14 protein-coding genes are annotated in these 15,098 nt (G+C 45.3%); 9 read left to right on the top strand and 5 right to left on the bottom strand.

The features are described from left to right. Nucleotides 1-66: 66 nt before the first annotated feature. The 3 genes from WH95_RS19765 to WH95_RS19755 form a co-directional block, all read right to left on the bottom strand. The gene (locus tag WH95_RS19765) at nucleotides 67-1,737 is read right to left on the bottom strand and encodes a formate--tetrahydrofolate ligase (protein WP_046510142.1); all 1,671 of its coding nucleotides are present in this window, start codon (nucleotides 1,735-1,737) and stop codon (nucleotides 67-69) included. Between the two features lie 264 nt (nucleotides 1,738-2,001). Next, entirely contained in the window at nucleotides 2,002-2,676 is a 675-nt protein-coding gene (locus WH95_RS19760) for a hypothetical protein (protein ID WP_157846031.1), read from the bottom strand. Between the two features lie 61 nt (nucleotides 2,677-2,737). Further along, on the bottom strand, nucleotides 2,738-3,232 hold the full coding sequence (locus WH95_RS19755) for a YcgN family cysteine cluster protein (RefSeq protein ID WP_046510141.1): 495 nt from the start codon (nucleotides 3,230-3,232) through the stop codon (nucleotides 2,738-2,740). 358 nt (nucleotides 3,233-3,590) lie between these two features. Here WH95_RS19755 and WH95_RS19750 point away from each other — a divergent pair, with 358 nt between their 5' ends. Then, nucleotides 3,591-4,298, top strand: coding sequence for a DUF899 domain-containing protein (locus tag WH95_RS19750; protein WP_046510140.1), 708 nt, complete (start codon nucleotides 3,591-3,593; stop codon nucleotides 4,296-4,298). 27 nt (nucleotides 4,299-4,325) lie between these two features. Here the strand turns inward: WH95_RS19750 and WH95_RS19745 are convergent, their stop codons facing one another. Continuing rightward, a complete protein-coding gene (locus WH95_RS19745) occupies nucleotides 4,326-5,231 on the bottom strand; it encodes a LysR substrate-binding domain-containing protein (protein ID WP_046510139.1) in 906 nt (301 codons plus the stop codon). A gap of 161 nt (nucleotides 5,232-5,392) precedes the next feature. Between WH95_RS19745 and WH95_RS19735 the strand changes: the two genes are divergently transcribed. The 3 genes from WH95_RS19735 to WH95_RS19725 all read left to right on the top strand — a co-directional run bounded on the left by WH95_RS19735 (nucleotide 5,393) and on the right by WH95_RS19725 (nucleotide 8,825). Further along, a complete protein-coding gene (locus WH95_RS19735; RefSeq protein WP_046510137.1) occupies nucleotides 5,393-6,373 on the top strand; it encodes a glutathione S-transferase C-terminal domain-containing protein in 981 nt (326 codons plus the stop codon). Nucleotides 6,374-6,809: 436 nt separating this feature from the next. Beyond that, nucleotides 6,810-7,652, top strand: coding sequence for a ferredoxin--NADP reductase (locus WH95_RS19730; protein ID WP_281174859.1), 843 nt, complete (start codon nucleotides 6,810-6,812; stop codon nucleotides 7,650-7,652). Nucleotides 7,653-7,850: 198 nt separating this feature from the next. After that, entirely contained in the window at nucleotides 7,851-8,825 is a 975-nt protein-coding gene (locus tag WH95_RS19725; RefSeq protein WP_046510136.1) for a DMT family transporter, read from the top strand. Nucleotides 8,826-8,837: 12 nt separating this feature from the next. Here the strand turns inward: WH95_RS19725 and WH95_RS20850 are convergent, their stop codons facing one another. Next, a complete protein-coding gene (locus WH95_RS20850; RefSeq protein WP_052742177.1) occupies nucleotides 8,838-11,651 on the bottom strand; it encodes a PAS domain-containing protein in 2,814 nt (937 codons plus the stop codon). Between the two features lie 383 nt (nucleotides 11,652-12,034). Here WH95_RS20850 and WH95_RS19715 point away from each other — a divergent pair, with 383 nt between their 5' ends. The 5 genes from WH95_RS19715 to WH95_RS19695 form a co-directional block, all read left to right on the top strand. Next, nucleotides 12,035-12,727: a corrinoid protein gene (locus WH95_RS19715; protein WP_046510135.1), complete on the top strand. Its 693-nt coding sequence runs from the start codon at nucleotides 12,035-12,037 to the stop codon at nucleotides 12,725-12,727. Between the two features lie 21 nt (nucleotides 12,728-12,748). Beyond that, on the top strand, nucleotides 12,749-13,375 hold the full coding sequence (locus WH95_RS19710; RefSeq protein WP_046510134.1) for a DUF1638 domain-containing protein: 627 nt from the start codon (nucleotides 12,749-12,751) through the stop codon (nucleotides 13,373-13,375). A 1-nt stretch (nucleotide 13,376) separates the two neighbouring features. Continuing rightward, nucleotides 13,377-13,682: a virulence factor gene (locus WH95_RS19705; protein ID WP_046510133.1), complete on the top strand. Its 306-nt coding sequence runs from the start codon at nucleotides 13,377-13,379 to the stop codon at nucleotides 13,680-13,682. Between the two features lie 45 nt (nucleotides 13,683-13,727). Next, on the top strand, nucleotides 13,728-14,654 hold the full coding sequence (locus WH95_RS19700; RefSeq protein WP_046510132.1) for a methylenetetrahydrofolate reductase: 927 nt from the start codon (nucleotides 13,728-13,730) through the stop codon (nucleotides 14,652-14,654). A 164-nt stretch (nucleotides 14,655-14,818) separates the two neighbouring features. Further along, on the top strand, nucleotides 14,819-15,098 hold a 280-nt coding region (locus WH95_RS19695), incomplete at its 3' end, for a methyltetrahydrofolate--corrinoid methyltransferase (protein WP_046506856.1).

Genomic DNA, 15,098 nt, shown 5'->3' with positions numbered 1-15,098 from the left:
ATCTTTCTGCCTCTCAATGTATAAGGGTGCCGATGGCACCTTTTTTTACGATTTATTCCAGATAACTTAGAACAGACCTTCGATCTGACCTTCGTCATTCAGATAGATATTGTTCGCAGCAGGCTGACGCGGCAGACCCGGCATTGTCATAATCGCACCAGTAACGACCACGATGAAGCCAGCACCTGCAGACAAGCGAACTTCACGCACAGGAACAGCGTGACCCGATGGTGCACCAAGAAGCGCAGGATCAGTCGAGAAGCTGTACTGTGTTTTGGCCATACAAACAGGGTAGTGACCATAATTTTCCTGAAGCTCTGCAATCTGTTTACGAACAGCAGCATCTGCAATAACTTCGCTTGCCCCATAAATTTCTGTCGCAATGGTCTCAATTTTTTCCCATAGCGGCATTTCATCAGGGTAAAGCGGTGTGAAGTCAGCAACACCAGAATCAGCAAGCTCAACCACATGGTGAGCCAATTCTTCAGTACCTGCACCACCATTTGACCAGTGGCTCGCAACGATTGCCTTTGCACCCAGCGCTTCACAAGCTGCTGATACGGCAGCAATCTCAGCATCTGTATCAGTGATGAACTGGTTAATTGCGACAACAGCTGGAACGTTGAATTTTTTGATGTTGGCAATGTGACGGGCAAGGTTTTCACAACCTGTTGTCACGGCTTCAACATTCTCATCACCCAGATCAGCTTTGGCAACACCACCATGCATTTTCAATGCACGAACAGTGGCAACAATAACAACTGCATCAGGTTTCAGGCCAGCTTTACGGCATTTGATGTCAAAGAATTTCTCTGCACCAAGGTCAGCACCAAAACCAGCTTCAGTTACAACATAGTCCGCAAGTTTAAGAGCTGTTTTTGTTGCGATCACAGAGTTACAACCATGTGCGATGTTCGCAAAAGGACCACCGTGAATGAAAGCAGCGTTGTTTTCCAAAGTCTGAACAAGGTTTGGAGAAATCGCATCTTTCAGCAGAACAGCCATAGCACCTGGACCTTTTAGATCACGGGCATAAATTGGCTTTTTCTCACGTGTGTAGGCAACAATGATGTCACCCAAGCGGTTAGAAAGATCGTTCAAATCTTTTGAAAGACAGAAGATCGCCATGATTTCAGAAGCGACAACAATATCGTAACCATCTTGGCGCGGGTAGCCATTAGCAACACCGCCCATAGAGTTAGTGATCGCACGTAGTGCACGGTCGTTCATATCAACAACGCGTTTCCACTGCACACGGCGTGAATCAATACCCAGCTCGTTACCCCAATAGATGTGGTTGTCCAAAAGAGCAGACAGAAGGTTATGCGCTACGCCAATAGCGTGGAAATCACCAGTAAAGTGAAGATTGATATCTTCCATTGGAACGACCTGGGCGTAACCACCACCAGCAGCACCACCTTTAACACCAAAGCACGGACCCAATGATGGTTCGCGAAGGGCCATAATTGCTTTTTTACCAATACGGTTCAGGCCATCACCCAGACCAACGGTCGTTGTTGTCTTACCTTCACCCGCCGGTGTCGGATTGATCGCTGTTACCAAAATCAGTTTGCCATCCTTATTTCCCTGGATGGAATTGATAAAATCAAAAGACAGCTTTGCTTTGTGTGGACCATACTGAAGCAACTGGTCAGCAGGAATTCCAACTTTCTTGGCAACCTCAGTAATTGGTTGCATCTTTGCCTCGCGGGCAATTTCAATATCACTCTTGGCCATGGGGCTATGCCCTCCCTACGTATCGGTAACAAAATTTCAAGAGACATTAACTGGGGTTTTCTTTTGGAGATATCGCAAGAGCGTCACTCCGTCATCAAGAAACACCGAAATCAGGCTGTTTTAGCATTCGCAATAACCTATCATAGCATACGAATTTCAAATCACACCATTTTGCCATTCATCAACTACACATCAAAACAAAGCGTAACCAATTGATAAAAATAATATTTTAGTTAAACAGAAAAATGATTATCTCTAAGAGCATTAAATTTCCCCCAAACGCTTTCGCTCGCCGATAAAAGCAGACATGTGAAACGCAGCATGCTCAGAACAGAGCGTATATTCCTGTCCAATCGGGCAAACCCTGCGCGCAAGACACCCGGCTGAAGAACATGATACCCCTTCATCAGATGCGACATGACGAGCACAAGCCAGATAATCATACCCCTGTTCTATACTAAAAGCATCAGCCGGACAGGTCTTTAGGCAAGGCTGATCCTTGCAATCAAGACAAGGACTGGTCAGACATGAACCGGGATCCTCTGATACAGCGTGAGGAATCTCTATTTTAACAGGAAGCAAAATAGCAGCGCGGAGCGCGTGCCATGTACCCCATTCCGGGCTGATAAAAAGACCGATCGGGCTAGGAAACAAGACCTCTGCACGCGAAGCCCACTTCTGAAAAGGATAGTATGGCGGACCATCAGAGGGGAAAAGCACCTCTCCCTGCGCTTTTGCCGCAATGGGAGCAACAATTCGTTTGGTCCAGCTATCCATAGGATCAGACACAGCATCCAGAAATTCATCGGATTGCTTATAGGCGTTCCAAAAATCGCCGGAGCCAACATTGCCAACCATTATAACAGATTGAGTTGGTTGATCAGATGACAGGTCCGGCACTTGATCCTCTGGTTCAGGATGGAAAACACCCCTAAGCACAAAGCCACTATTCAAAAGATCGTCGGAAATATCATTAAGCTTCAGGGCACTCTTCCTCTTTTTAGCTATCAGAAAAACGAACCCATGGTTCAGGAGGGCTGGGATCTTGAGGCCACTCCACAACATGATCTTCCAAATCTGCATCCTCGACGTCTGTTTCAGATACGACCTTATCCAATGCGGACACTCCGGCATCATGAACCGAGTTCGGATTTCCTGTAACCAAAGGATGCCACCAGGGAAGCGTCACCCCTTCGTGTAATAAACGATAGGCACAGGTTGGCGGCATAAAGCTCAATGTTTCAATATTATCAGCGGTAACCTTGATACAGTCTGGCACGTATTGATGACGTGTCTCATATAAACTGCATTGACACGTTCCAAGGTCGAGTAATTTGCAGACAACATCAGTATCTACGATCTCTTCTGTATCAGCATCTTCAAGCTTTACCAGGCAACACTTACCACAACCGTCGCACAGGCTCTCCCACTCGACAGGTGTCATCTCGGTCAACTTTTTGGTTTCCCAAAAGGGCTGCTCTTCTTTTTCTCTCATCATCCGACGTAATATGTTTTTACAATTATCTTATGCTTATCCGGGTATTATTATCGGCGATAACAGCCTCATGCCATACAAAGCACCAGATAAAGACCCGAGCTTATACATAGATCTTTGCCTATATCTAGATAACAAAACTTAAAGTAACAAACCTTATATCATGAAAGTCCAAGATCGGACGGCCTCTTCATCACTTAAATCTATGTTTCCATGCGCTGATATTTAAAATTAAACCTTAATAATGTTTGTCAAACGGTGCCCGAACAAAACTTAACCAATAAGCTAAATAATGCTTGACGATCAACAAAAATCACCTTTAATTAACCAGTAGGTTAAATCTTAAAGAGAGAAAACCATGTCACGCAACAAAGTTGTTTCAAGGGAAGATTGGCTGGTTGAGCGAAAGAAACTTCTCGCAGAAGAAAAAGCCCTTACCAAAGCCAGAGACCGATTAAACAAAAAACGTAGAGAACTTCCCTGGGTAGAGGTCACCAAAGGCTATACCTTTGCCTCTGATACCGGTCCTGTGAATCTAACCGAGCTTTTTGGCTGCTCGACACAATTAATCGTTTATCATTTTATGTTTGACCCGGAATGGGAAAATGGATGTGTGAGCTGCTCTCTCTGGGCAGATAACTTTGAAGGTATTGATTGCCACTTGAAAGCCCGAGACATCGCCCTTGTATCTATTGCAAGAGCACCAATTGAGAAGCTCACGAAATTTAAATCCCGTCTTAACTGGTCTTTTAATTTTGTCTCTTCCTATGGAAATTCCTTTAGCGAAGACTTTGGCGTCAGCTTTGGTGACAACCATAAACCAGATGACGAAATTACCTATAACTACAGACAAACAACCTTCCCCATTAACGATGCCCCCGGAATTAGTGTGTTTGTCAAAGGAGATGATGGAACAATATACCACAGCTATTCAACATATAGTCGTGGGTTGGACATGCTTAACGGAACATACCACTATATAGATCTAACCCCTTATGGACGAAATGAAACGTCAGAAGGCGGCTCTATGTCATGGGTAAAGCACCATGATCGCTATGAACAATAGAAATCACAAGCACGGGTCAGACACATCTCAGGACCCGTGTAATTCCTGTTCAGACATCATGTTCAACCATTCGATAACCTTGGTAATGGCAATTGACTTCTTCTTGCCCTTGGGATGAAGCAGCCAATAAGCTTGGGAAAGCATTGCTTCATTTCCTTCGAACGGCTTAATCAACAAGCCCGTCGCCAAATCATCTTCAACCAGACGCCCCCGTGCCAACGCAACACCCAGCCCTTGTACAGCCGCCCGCAGGACTAGATCAGAAGAGGCAAAACGCGGACCAGACCGCGTATCAAAATCCAAACCATCCTGCTCGGAAAGCCAACGTTGCCAACTTGCCTGGGGATCACGATCATGCAACAGAGGTAATCCCTCTAGCGCAGATAACTCTGTGGGGCGACCAACCTTCAGCCATAAAGATGTACTCATCACCGGAAAAAGTTGCTCATCCATCAGCGGTGTACATTCCAGCCCATCCCAAGGCCCCTGCCCCATTCGAATGGCGAGATCTGCCCCATGGTCCGCAGCAAAATTCAACTTCTGGTCAACAACAATAGACAATTCTATCCAAGGGAAAGTTGCATTAAAATCCTGCAATCTGGGGAGCAACCACCGCGCCGCAAAGGATGGTGTGGTTGAAATCGTGACTGCGTTCCCTTGCCTGCTTTCCCGAACAGCCTCAACAGCACTAGCCATATCATTGAGATTCTCCAAAGCGACACGCCCAATGTCTTCGCCCTGGGGACTAAATTTAATCGTCCTTACCCCCTGTTCACGATCAATCAAAGGAACGCCAATCCAGGCCTCTAGTTCCTGAACATGTTTGCTGATCGACGAATGTGTAATCTCCAGCAAGCGCGCGGCTGGCCTTATACCACCAGTCTCATACACAGCAGCAAAAGCCCGTAAAGCATTCAAAGGTAAATTTTTCATGGGTTATTTTATAGACCAAAGCAGACTATTTTGTGAACAGATAAATCTCAAAAAATCAGATATACAAAACATCAACACTCACAAAACAAACACTCAAAATCAAAATATATCTATTTATATCAAATCGATACAAACCACACTTCAGAAAAAAGGCGAATCACATGGGCATGTTATACAAAGGCAAATGGACTGACAGAGACGACATCATTCACAATGGCGCATATCTTCGCCCTGACAGCAAATATAATAGCAGTATTTCAGCAGATATTATTGAGAACATAGCCAACTCACCGGGGCGTTATTGGCTTATTGGATCGAACAGTTGCCAGTGGTCACAACGGGCAATGCTGATGCGCACCTTAAAGAAACTCGACCACGTCATTCCTCTCCACATTGCCCATGGCCCCCGTCTGGAAGGTTACGCAATAAACGGCGGGAAGGTATGGAATGTTCCAGACACAGATCTTACAATACAACATCTGCACCAACTCTATACATTAAGTGATCGTCACTACACTGGTCGCTCAACGGTTCCCGTTTTATGGGATAGTCAAACCCGGCAAATTATTTCCAATGAATCATCTCAAATCATGCTCGCGCTTGATAAGATTAAGACACAGGATCAGCTGCCGTTAAATTACTACCCCCCCTCACTTAATGAAAAAATGTCCGACATGGATAATTGGATCTATAATGGACTAAGTAACGGTGTATACAAAGCGGGTTTTGCCCAAAGCCAAGATGCTTACGATCAGGCAGTCTCGCTTGTATTCAGTACCTTGGGTAAACTGGAACAAATATTGACAGAAAACCGTTTTCTTTTTGGCCCTAACCAGACAGCATCAGACTGGAAATTATTCACAACGCTAATCAGGTTTGATTTGGTTTATTTCACACTACATAGATGCCAAAAAAGAAGGCTGGTCGACTATCCTAACCTATGGGCCTATACCAGAGATCTATATCAAACACCATCTATTGCAGGCACAGTTGACATCACAACAATCGTGGCAGCAAGTTTCCAAAATGATACGGCAAATAACCCTCACAACATCATCCCTGTCTTACCTGACCTGGATTGGGGCGCACCACATAACAGAGACATACAGAGTGCAAGTCAAAACCAGCGAATCACGGGGTAGGGAAAGAAAAACACAAGTGCTACGATTTATCGCACAGGAAAACTAACATAAACACACTAAAAAATTGTTATTATATTAACGATAAATATCAATATCTTAAATTAATAAATCAAAATATAACACAATTTTTCAGGATATTATACTTGATATTACTGCCAGCTATGTTAAATCAAACTTAAATGTAATATGCAAAACACTATATCTATGGTACATACTCGTCCAAAATTACATGACACCTCAGGCGAGATTATAGTGTGTGACCTGATAACACATCGTCAGCACACCAAATAAGCACCCAATAAATGCCTCAAGTTTATGGCACTATTGATAATGCTTATTCGCGGATGGGCATAGGCCGCCCAACCACTGATGAATAAATTTGTAGCAAAGGCTTTCACAAGCCATGCTGTCATAGTAAGGAAAGCAGGAGCAGTTAATGACTGTTGAGCAATTGGCAATAGCGGATCCAACACCGGGCGATATCATGGCGACCACTGAAAAGCCGTTACCAAAATCAGTAACTGGCGAAACCGTACTGTCCGTTACCCATCACACAGACTCGCTGTTTTCTTTCAAGATCACACGTCCGGCTGCATTCCGCTTTCGCACAGGTGAATTTGTGATGATCGGCCTCATGGTCGACGGCAAGCCACTTTTACGTGCTTATTCCATCGCCAGCCCGGCTTGGGACGAAACAATTGAACTCTATTCTATCAAAGTTCCAAACGGTCCCCTTACATCTCGCCTGCAGAACATCAAACCAGGCGACATGGTGCTTTTGGGCAAAAAGCCAACAGGCACACTTGTTCTCGACGCATTGGTCCCCGGCAAACGCCTCTATATGATGTCAACAGGAACCGGCATTGCTCCTTTTGCCAGCGTCATCCGCGATCCTGAGACTTACGAGAAGTTCGAAGAAGTCATCCTGATCCACAGCTGTCGCTACAAAGAAGAACTAAAGTACGGTGAAGAGCTTGTCTCCAGCCTGTATCAACACGAATTCCTTGGCGAAATGGTCTCTGAGAAGCTGAGGTACTACAACTCTGTAACCCGCGAAGACTTCATTCGCCGTGGCAGAATTCCTGAACTTTTCCGCTCGGGCAAGATCACAACAGATCTTGATACGCCAGCTCTTAACCCAGAAACAGATCGCGTTATGATTTGCGGCTCTATGGAAATGTTGAAATCCTGCGCCGAGCTTTGTGAAGAAGCAGGTCTTAGCGAAGGTGCTAACAGCAAACCGGGGGAATACGTTGTGGAGAAAGCCTTCGTAGGCTAAGCCTTTATCACTATGATGCCCAAGGAAAAGGTGATGTGAAAGCATCGCCTTTTTTTCTTGCCCTCACATACCTGCGCCAACAACCAACCTTGAGCCGCTGACTTTTATCAATCTGAATCGATTTACATTAAGAAAAACAAAGATATCTTATCGACATTAGAAAAGCATATAAGAAAATATATAACGTCAGATTATCTCATGGAACTCTGGATACCCATCACAGTCGCTGCTGCGCTCTTTCAAAATATCCGCACCGCTTTACAAAAGCATCTCAAGGGGCGGCTGGATACAACAGGGGCAACCTATGCACGCTTCCTCTACGCAGTTCCTTTTAGCTGGATATATCTAACCGCTTTACTTCTTTTACAAAACACAGACACAGCGACAGCCATAACGAATACAAGCCCCCTGCCCACAATCAATACAAGCTTTCTGATCAATGGTGCCGTGGGGGGCATAGCGCAAATACTGGGAACCTTTCTTCTGGTCTGGCTCTTTGGACAGAGAAACTTTGCTGTCGGTACAAGCCTGACAAAAACAGAGGCCATCCAGACAGCCCTGTTTGGCTTTATCCTCTTGGGCGACAAACTAACTATACAGGCTTTTCTGGGCATACTCATAAGCCTGGTTGGTGTACTTACTCTCTTCAAAAAAGGGAAACAAACCACACCCTCTCTAACATCACCGCAAGAACCGAACAGGACACTGATCACCCGATTATTTAGGACGATCACAACAGATAGAAGTATTTTGCCCGGGCTGCTGGCTGGGGGGCTTTTTGCGATCTCAGCTGTATCCTATCGTGCAGCATCCCTATCGCTGGATGATAGCGGATTTGCTATCCAGTCGGCCTACACACTGGTTTGGGTCACAGGTTTTCAAACCTTGATAATGGGAGCCTATATACTATTCAAAACCCCAGATGTATTCGTCAGAGTATTGCAAAGCTGGAAAGTAGCTATCTGGATCGGCTTAACCGGCATGTTAGGTTCAGCAGGATGGTTTGCCGCAATGACACTGGAAAATGCAGCCCACGTCAGAACCTTGGGACAGGTAGAGCTTATCTTTACCCTTTTAATTGGCTACCTCTTTTTCAAAGAACGCCTCACACGCAAAGAACTTATAGGGATAGCCCTTATTACAGCGGGTATCATCACACTGATACTAGAATAATAAACGCAAGGCTTACGCAGTTAATCTCTGAGCTTCGATAGGAAACACCAAAGTCACGGTCGTTCCAACGTTGGGCGCGCTCTCAATCAGAAACTGAGCCCCGTGCAACTCTGTTAACCTCTTGGACAAAGGCAACCCCAAACCGGTTCCTTCGTGTTTGCGACTTAGACTGGAATCAACCTGACCAAAAGGCGCCAGAGCTTTCGGAATTTCACTTGATGACATTCCGATACCCGTATCCATCACCGATAGCTCCAGACCACGGTCAGATGTATGTGTTGTAATAGTAATACTCCCGCCAGACAGGGTGAATTTGATTCCGTTGGATATCAGGTTGATCAACACCTGCTTGATACGGCGTTCATCACCACAAAGACTGGGGACATTCGGATCGAGTTGCAAAAGAACGCTCAAATTCGCTTGTTCAGCCCGCCCAGACAGCATCTTGGTACATCGTTGCACAACATTATTGATATCAAAATGCTCTTCATGAAGCTCGATCTTGCCCGCCTCTGCTTTCGACAAATCCAAAATATCATTGATAAGTTCAAGCAAATGCGTCCCGGATTCATTTACGTCCCGTGCATAATCTTTGTATCTCGGACTACCAAGAGGACCGAACATTTCATTTGCCAAAATTTCAGAAAACCCGAGGATTGCGTTCAACGGTGTTCGCAATTCATGGCTCATCAAGGCCATAAATTCAGACTTTGCTCTATTGGCCAACTCCGCGCTTTCCTTAAGAACGGTAAGCTCTTTTTCAACTTCCTTTTGCTCGGTAATATCCTGCATCACACAAACAAAATACTGAATACTTCCCTCATCATCAAAAATAGGACTAAGGTCAATCTGGTTCCAAAGTGTATGCCCATCCCGATGGTAATTCAGCATATCAACACGGGCATGGCGGTTTTCATTCAAGCTTTTCTCTAGAACATCCTGGACGTGAGGATCAGTTTCATCGCCCTGCAAAAACCTGGAATGTAGATAAGGTATTTCTGCGTTTGTATAGCCTGTTAGCTTTGTAAAAGCAGGGTTAGTATAGATAATGGGGCGATTTTCTTGCTGTGCATCCGCAATAATAACGCCGGCATCAGTCGAACTCACCGCCGCGGCCAGCCTATGATTTTCACGGCTAAGATCCATTAATTCCGCTTCGCGGGCCTTATAATCGCTGATATCAGTATAAACGGTAAAAAGATCATTTTCCGGCGTTTTGTGATCCGTAATTTTCAACCAGGAATCTTCGGCAAATTGAAATTCTCTGTTTCTTTTCCCACGCCGTGACATCATGGCTTTAATGTAGCTCTCGCGCTTCTCAACACTCAACGGGTCCTGCCCGGTATTTACATAGGAAATTGACACGTCTTCATAAGTCATACCGACACGAATTGCCATAGGGCGCCCGGGAAAGAAGATTTCCTGAAAACGGCGATTAAATGCAACCAGCTTATCATTTTCATCATATAGGGTTACAGCGCCGGAAAAACTTTCAAAGGCACGAAACAATCGCGCATGAGCTGTCGCCATCTTTTGCTGTTCTTTTCGACGTTCAGTAATATCACTTCCAGCCCCTCGATAGCCTTTGAACTCACCCTTTTTGTCAAAGACAGGAACACCGCTTAACCGGAGGATACGGTTCACCCCCGCCAGATCCGGCACCACAAGCTCCAAATCACGAAAGGATGACCGTGACTTCAAAATCTTTAGAAAACTCTCATCCGTTAACCCGTCGCCCTTTACATCACTAAAGGATTTCCCCAACAGGTTCCATTCTTGAAGCTGGGATACAAAAGTAAAACGTAAATCCGGCCCCATTTCCCAAAACCAGTCGGTTGCTGCACCCGCGATATCACGAAACCTACGCTCACTATCCTTTAACGCTAGCACGGCCCCATCCCGACGCTGCGCCGTGGTTACAAAAATGCGTCCGCCCAGATAGAGAGCAATTATCAAAACCAGACTTGCCCCCAGCGCAAAGCCTACTGATGCTGAATAGCGATCTCGCCAGACAACTTCGATGTAATCAGCGGGAATACCAATCACAACAGATAAGCCAAAATGGTCAATCCCCTGCCCCTTCACAATTCGCTTCACACCATCCAGATCCCAAACCGAAACATCTTCTTGTTCGGCAAGGCTAGAGAGCAAATAAGGTGTTTTTCGACCGATCAAATCTTCTGAAAAGTTATCATCCAACCACAACTGCCCATCATCTGTCTGTATAGAAACCATGGATCTTTTGGGCAGTCCCAGTACTGCCCATCGGGTCATGAAATCATGCACACGAAACGTCGATGCGACATAAGATTTCCCCTCAGTACCGGAACTTTTAATCGTTCGTAAAACCGTGGCATACCACTCGCCCTGAGCAAGAAAGGGTAAGCTGATTGATGCAGTGCTTCGTGCTTCAACGTTCTCAATTAATCTCTGCAGGCTATATTCAGGGGGTAAAGGACTTGCCTTGTCCCCAAGGATAAAATCGCCATTTGAATCCAGCACAGATAAAAACTGAACATTATTAAATCCCGAACGCATACTCTGCAGAGGAATTTCATCATCTATGTTTTTAAGAAAAAGAGTTAAAGGGGATGCTATGCGATTGAGAGCAGTGTGAACCTGTTGATCAATCTCGTCTGAAACATCCTGATAGGTGCTATTAACCCACAAACCAATTAAAAGAGCAGAGAAAATACACGCAGCAACGTTCAGCTGAATTGCCCGAATACGCAACCGCCGGACTGAAAGAGTTCTGGAAAGCCCCTGATGCTTTGCTTCGGCAGAATCATCACTGATCCCAAACGGCCCCCTGTCGCCCTTTATCACAATATATCCCTCACTCTAATCTGCAATCACCCTATACCAGCCATTGTAGAAATAGCATGTATGGCATCGATGATTTTACTGCGATATCCGCGCGCATTATAGCACCTCTATATACGCGGTCTCTTTTTGGCTGAACCACATGTATAGACCAAGACTTATTAAATAGTTAAAAATGAACTTGTATGCGTTACAATATCATGACGTTTCAAACAAATGTTTGTCATTATTTCGTCAAAGGAAAAATGAGCGTCGCATATCGAACATGCAAAGCGGAATTTTTACCGTTATATAAATGTTATACATGGGGTCCTGTGAATAAAATATGTGGCATCGCATAATCGCAACCCCAAATAAATATAACCTTGGTATGAGAGTATACGGACATGTCTGAAGAAGATGATCTAGATCTGCGCACGCTTGATGATGATGAACTTGTCTTGCAAATGCATGATGACCTCTATGATGGTCTGAAAGACGAAATTCTTGAAGGTGTTGAAATCCTTCTGGAGCGTGGCTGGGCACCATACGATGTTCTGACCAAAGCTTTGGTTGAAGGCATGCGTATCGTCGGCGTTGACTTCCGTGATGGTATCCTTTTCGTACCGGAAGTTCTGCTTGCTGCTGGTGCGATGAAAGGCGGCATGGGCATTCTCCGTCCTCTCCTTGCTGAAACAGGTGCACCAAAACTTGGTAAAATGGTTATCGGCACAGTTAAAGGCGACATCCACGATATCGGGAAAAACCTTGTGTCCATGATGATGGAAGGCGCTGGTTTCGAGGTTATCGATCTGGGCATTAACAACCCGGTTGAAAACTATCTCGAAGCACTGGAAGAGCACAAACCAGACATTCTGGGCATGTCCGCACTGTTGACAACAACAATGCCTTACATGAAGGTCGTCATCGACACCATGAAAGAAAAAGGCATTCGTGACGACTATGTCGTGATGGTTGGTGGCGCACCGCTCAACGAAGCTTTTGGTGAAGCTATTGGTGCAGATCACTATTGCCGGGACGCTGCTGTCGCCGTTGAAATGGCAAAAGAAGCCATGCAACGCCGCCACAACCAAGCTTAATAAGCTGAATAGTCTAGGACAATGTCCGATATAAACGCCAACATCGACGATAAGGAGAACAAAACTCTCCTTATCGCGTGTGGTGCAGTTGCCAAAGAAATCATCGCCCTTAATAAATTAAACGGCTGGAATCATCTAGACATCACATGTCTTCCGGCAATCTGGCACAACACACCAGATAAAATTCCACAGGGTGTGCGCAGCAAAATCCAGGAAAACAAAGACGTTTACGGAAATATTGTTGTCGTTTATGGCGATTGCGGTACAGGTGGCGAGCTGGACAGGATTCTGGAAGAAGAAGACGTCAAACGCATAGATGGTGTCCACTGTTATGCTTTTTTCACCGGTCTTGGTGCCTTTGATCAGATGCATGAAGATGACATTACTTGCTTTTACCTAACAGATTATCTCGTTAGACATTTTGATACCTTGATCATGGAAGGAATGGGGATTGCAAAACACCCCGAACTTTTACCCATGTATTTCGGTAACTATACAAAGCTAGTTTATCTGGCACAGACCGAGGACCAAGAACTTCAAGAGCTGGCAAAACAAGCTGCTGGAAAAATTGGCTTGGACTATCAATACAAATTCACAGGATACGGCGAGTTGAGCAGCTTTATGTCTGCTATCAACCAGGAGATTTAAATTGGCCAAGTTAACACTTGTTTATTGGCGGGATATCCCTGCACAGGTAATCGTTAAAGCAGGACGTAAAAACGCAAAGGTTCAGCTGCACGAACGTTTTGAAAAAGCTATCGATCGCGCTGCTATGAAAGCCAAGCTCAAAGACAGTGATTCATACCTGGAACACTGGCGTAGAAGCGACCCCACCAACTGTGGTGATGATCTGGATGCCGAAGCTCAAGCCATGGCAACCAAGATTGAAAACGAATACACCGACGAAAAATTAGATGCCCTCGTTCAAAACGGCGGCCTTTCCAACGATAGTTAAGTCGCCAGTTAAGCTAAAGACTAACGCCCATTTAGGTTTAATGAGATGAGTACAGAGTTCAATCCAGAAGTCGTCAAACAACAGATTATCGACTTCATGACTGGTTTTACAATTGAAACAACACCGGGATCAGCGGCCAAAACACCCGATTATCGTGTACATCTACGCCCTGGTACAGAAATCGCCGTCACCTTTCTACCTGGCTCTGATTTTGCTGATACAGTTTCTACATCTAAACGTCTCAAAGAAGAAGGCTTTGCCCCTCTCCCTCACTTTGCGGCACGCTCTATTCGCTCGCAAAGTGATTTTGAAGAGTACCTGAAAACCTTGCAGGGCGAAGTCGGTATCGAACATGCTGTTGCGCTGGGTGGCGCGGTTGATAAACCATTGGGTGAGTTCGAAAGTTCCATGCAACTGATGGAAACAGGGCTTTTTGATAAATATGGCATCAAATCGATAGGCGTTGCGGGCCATCCCGAAGGAAGCCCGGATATTAGTGAAGCTGGTCTGCGCGAAGCCATTGCCTGGAAAAATGCTTATAAAGAACAGACCGACGCCTATATGTACATCGCAACACAATTCTGCTTCGAAGCAGAGCCTATTATAGCTTGGGACAAAAAAATTCAGGCCGAAGGCAACAAGCTTCCGATACACCTTGGTGTTCCCGGGCTCGCAACCTTAAAAACGCTTATGAACCACGCAAAAGCCTGTGGCATTGGCTCTTCCATGCGTGTCCTGACCCGTCAGGCCAAAAATATTGCAAAGCTAATGACTGTTAATGCCCCGGACAAACTGGTTATGGATTTAGCCCGCTATCACGCTGAAGATCCAAGCTGCGGCATCAAAAAAGTTCATATGTACCCACTCGGCGGCATGAAAAAATCCGCAGCCTGGAGCTATGCTGTTACTGATGGCGACTTTACTATTGATCCCAAGGGCAAAGGTTTCAAAGTAAACCGCGACATTGGGTGATTATTGTAGATGGCATTGTCATAAATTATGATTTTGTCGCTTCTGTAGCCGAATAGTCGCCCGAAAAGACTATTCGGTAGAAGTAATTCTGATATAAGACCTATACGAAATTTAGAATATATGGCCTGGTCCATAAAACACTACTTTACCGGAGACGCACCGATATGACCCGTACGATCGTTAGTTCAGCGACCAAAGAGATCGCAATTGGTTTTGATGATCCTTTCTGCATTATTGGTGAGCGGATCAACCCGACAGGCCGTAAAAAGCTTGCAGAAGAAATGGCCAATGGTGACTACAGCCGTGTAGAAGCTGACTGCCTGGCACAGGTTGCTGCTGGCGCCCACATGCTGGACGTTAATGCGGGTATTCCTCTGGCTGATGAGCCAAAGATTTTGGCAGAAACCATTCAACTGGTTCAGGGCCTGACCGATCTGCCTCTTT

The organism is Kiloniella litopenaei (assembly GCF_000982415.1).
GTDB lineage: Bacteria > Pseudomonadota > Alphaproteobacteria > Kiloniellales > Kiloniellaceae > Kiloniella > Kiloniella litopenaei.
Note: the sequence above shows the minus strand (reverse complement) of the source record. Positions and strands in the feature narration are given on the sequence as shown.

Bases quoted from the DNA above. Each gene is read 5' to 3' on its own strand.
- WH95_RS19765 (WP_046510142.1), bottom strand. From the start codon at position 1,737: ATGGCCAAGAGTGATATTGAAATTGCCCGCGAGGCAAAGATGCAACCA.
- WH95_RS19755 (WP_046510141.1), bottom strand. From the start codon at position 3,232: ATGAGAGAAAAAGAAGAGCAGCCCTTTTGGGAAACCAAAAAGTTGACC.
- WH95_RS19750 (WP_046510140.1), top strand. From the start codon at position 3,591: ATGTCACGCAACAAAGTTGTTTCAAGGGAAGATTGGCTGGTTGAGCGA.
- WH95_RS19745 (WP_046510139.1), bottom strand. From the start codon at position 5,231: ATGAAAAATTTACCTTTGAATGCTTTACGGGCTTTTGCTGCTGTGTAT.
- WH95_RS19735 (WP_046510137.1), top strand. From the start codon at position 5,393: ATGGGCATGTTATACAAAGGCAAATGGACTGACAGAGACGACATCATT.
- WH95_RS19730 (WP_281174859.1), top strand. From the start codon at position 6,810: ATGACTGTTGAGCAATTGGCAATAGCGGATCCAACACCGGGCGATATC.
- WH95_RS19725 (WP_046510136.1), top strand. From the start codon at position 7,851: ATGGAACTCTGGATACCCATCACAGTCGCTGCTGCGCTCTTTCAAAAT.
- WH95_RS19715 (WP_046510135.1), top strand. From the start codon at position 12,035: ATGTCTGAAGAAGATGATCTAGATCTGCGCACGCTTGATGATGATGAA.
- WH95_RS19710 (WP_046510134.1), top strand. From the start codon at position 12,749: ATGTCCGATATAAACGCCAACATCGACGATAAGGAGAACAAAACTCTC.
- WH95_RS19700 (WP_046510132.1), top strand. From the start codon at position 13,728: ATGAGTACAGAGTTCAATCCAGAAGTCGTCAAACAACAGATTATCGAC.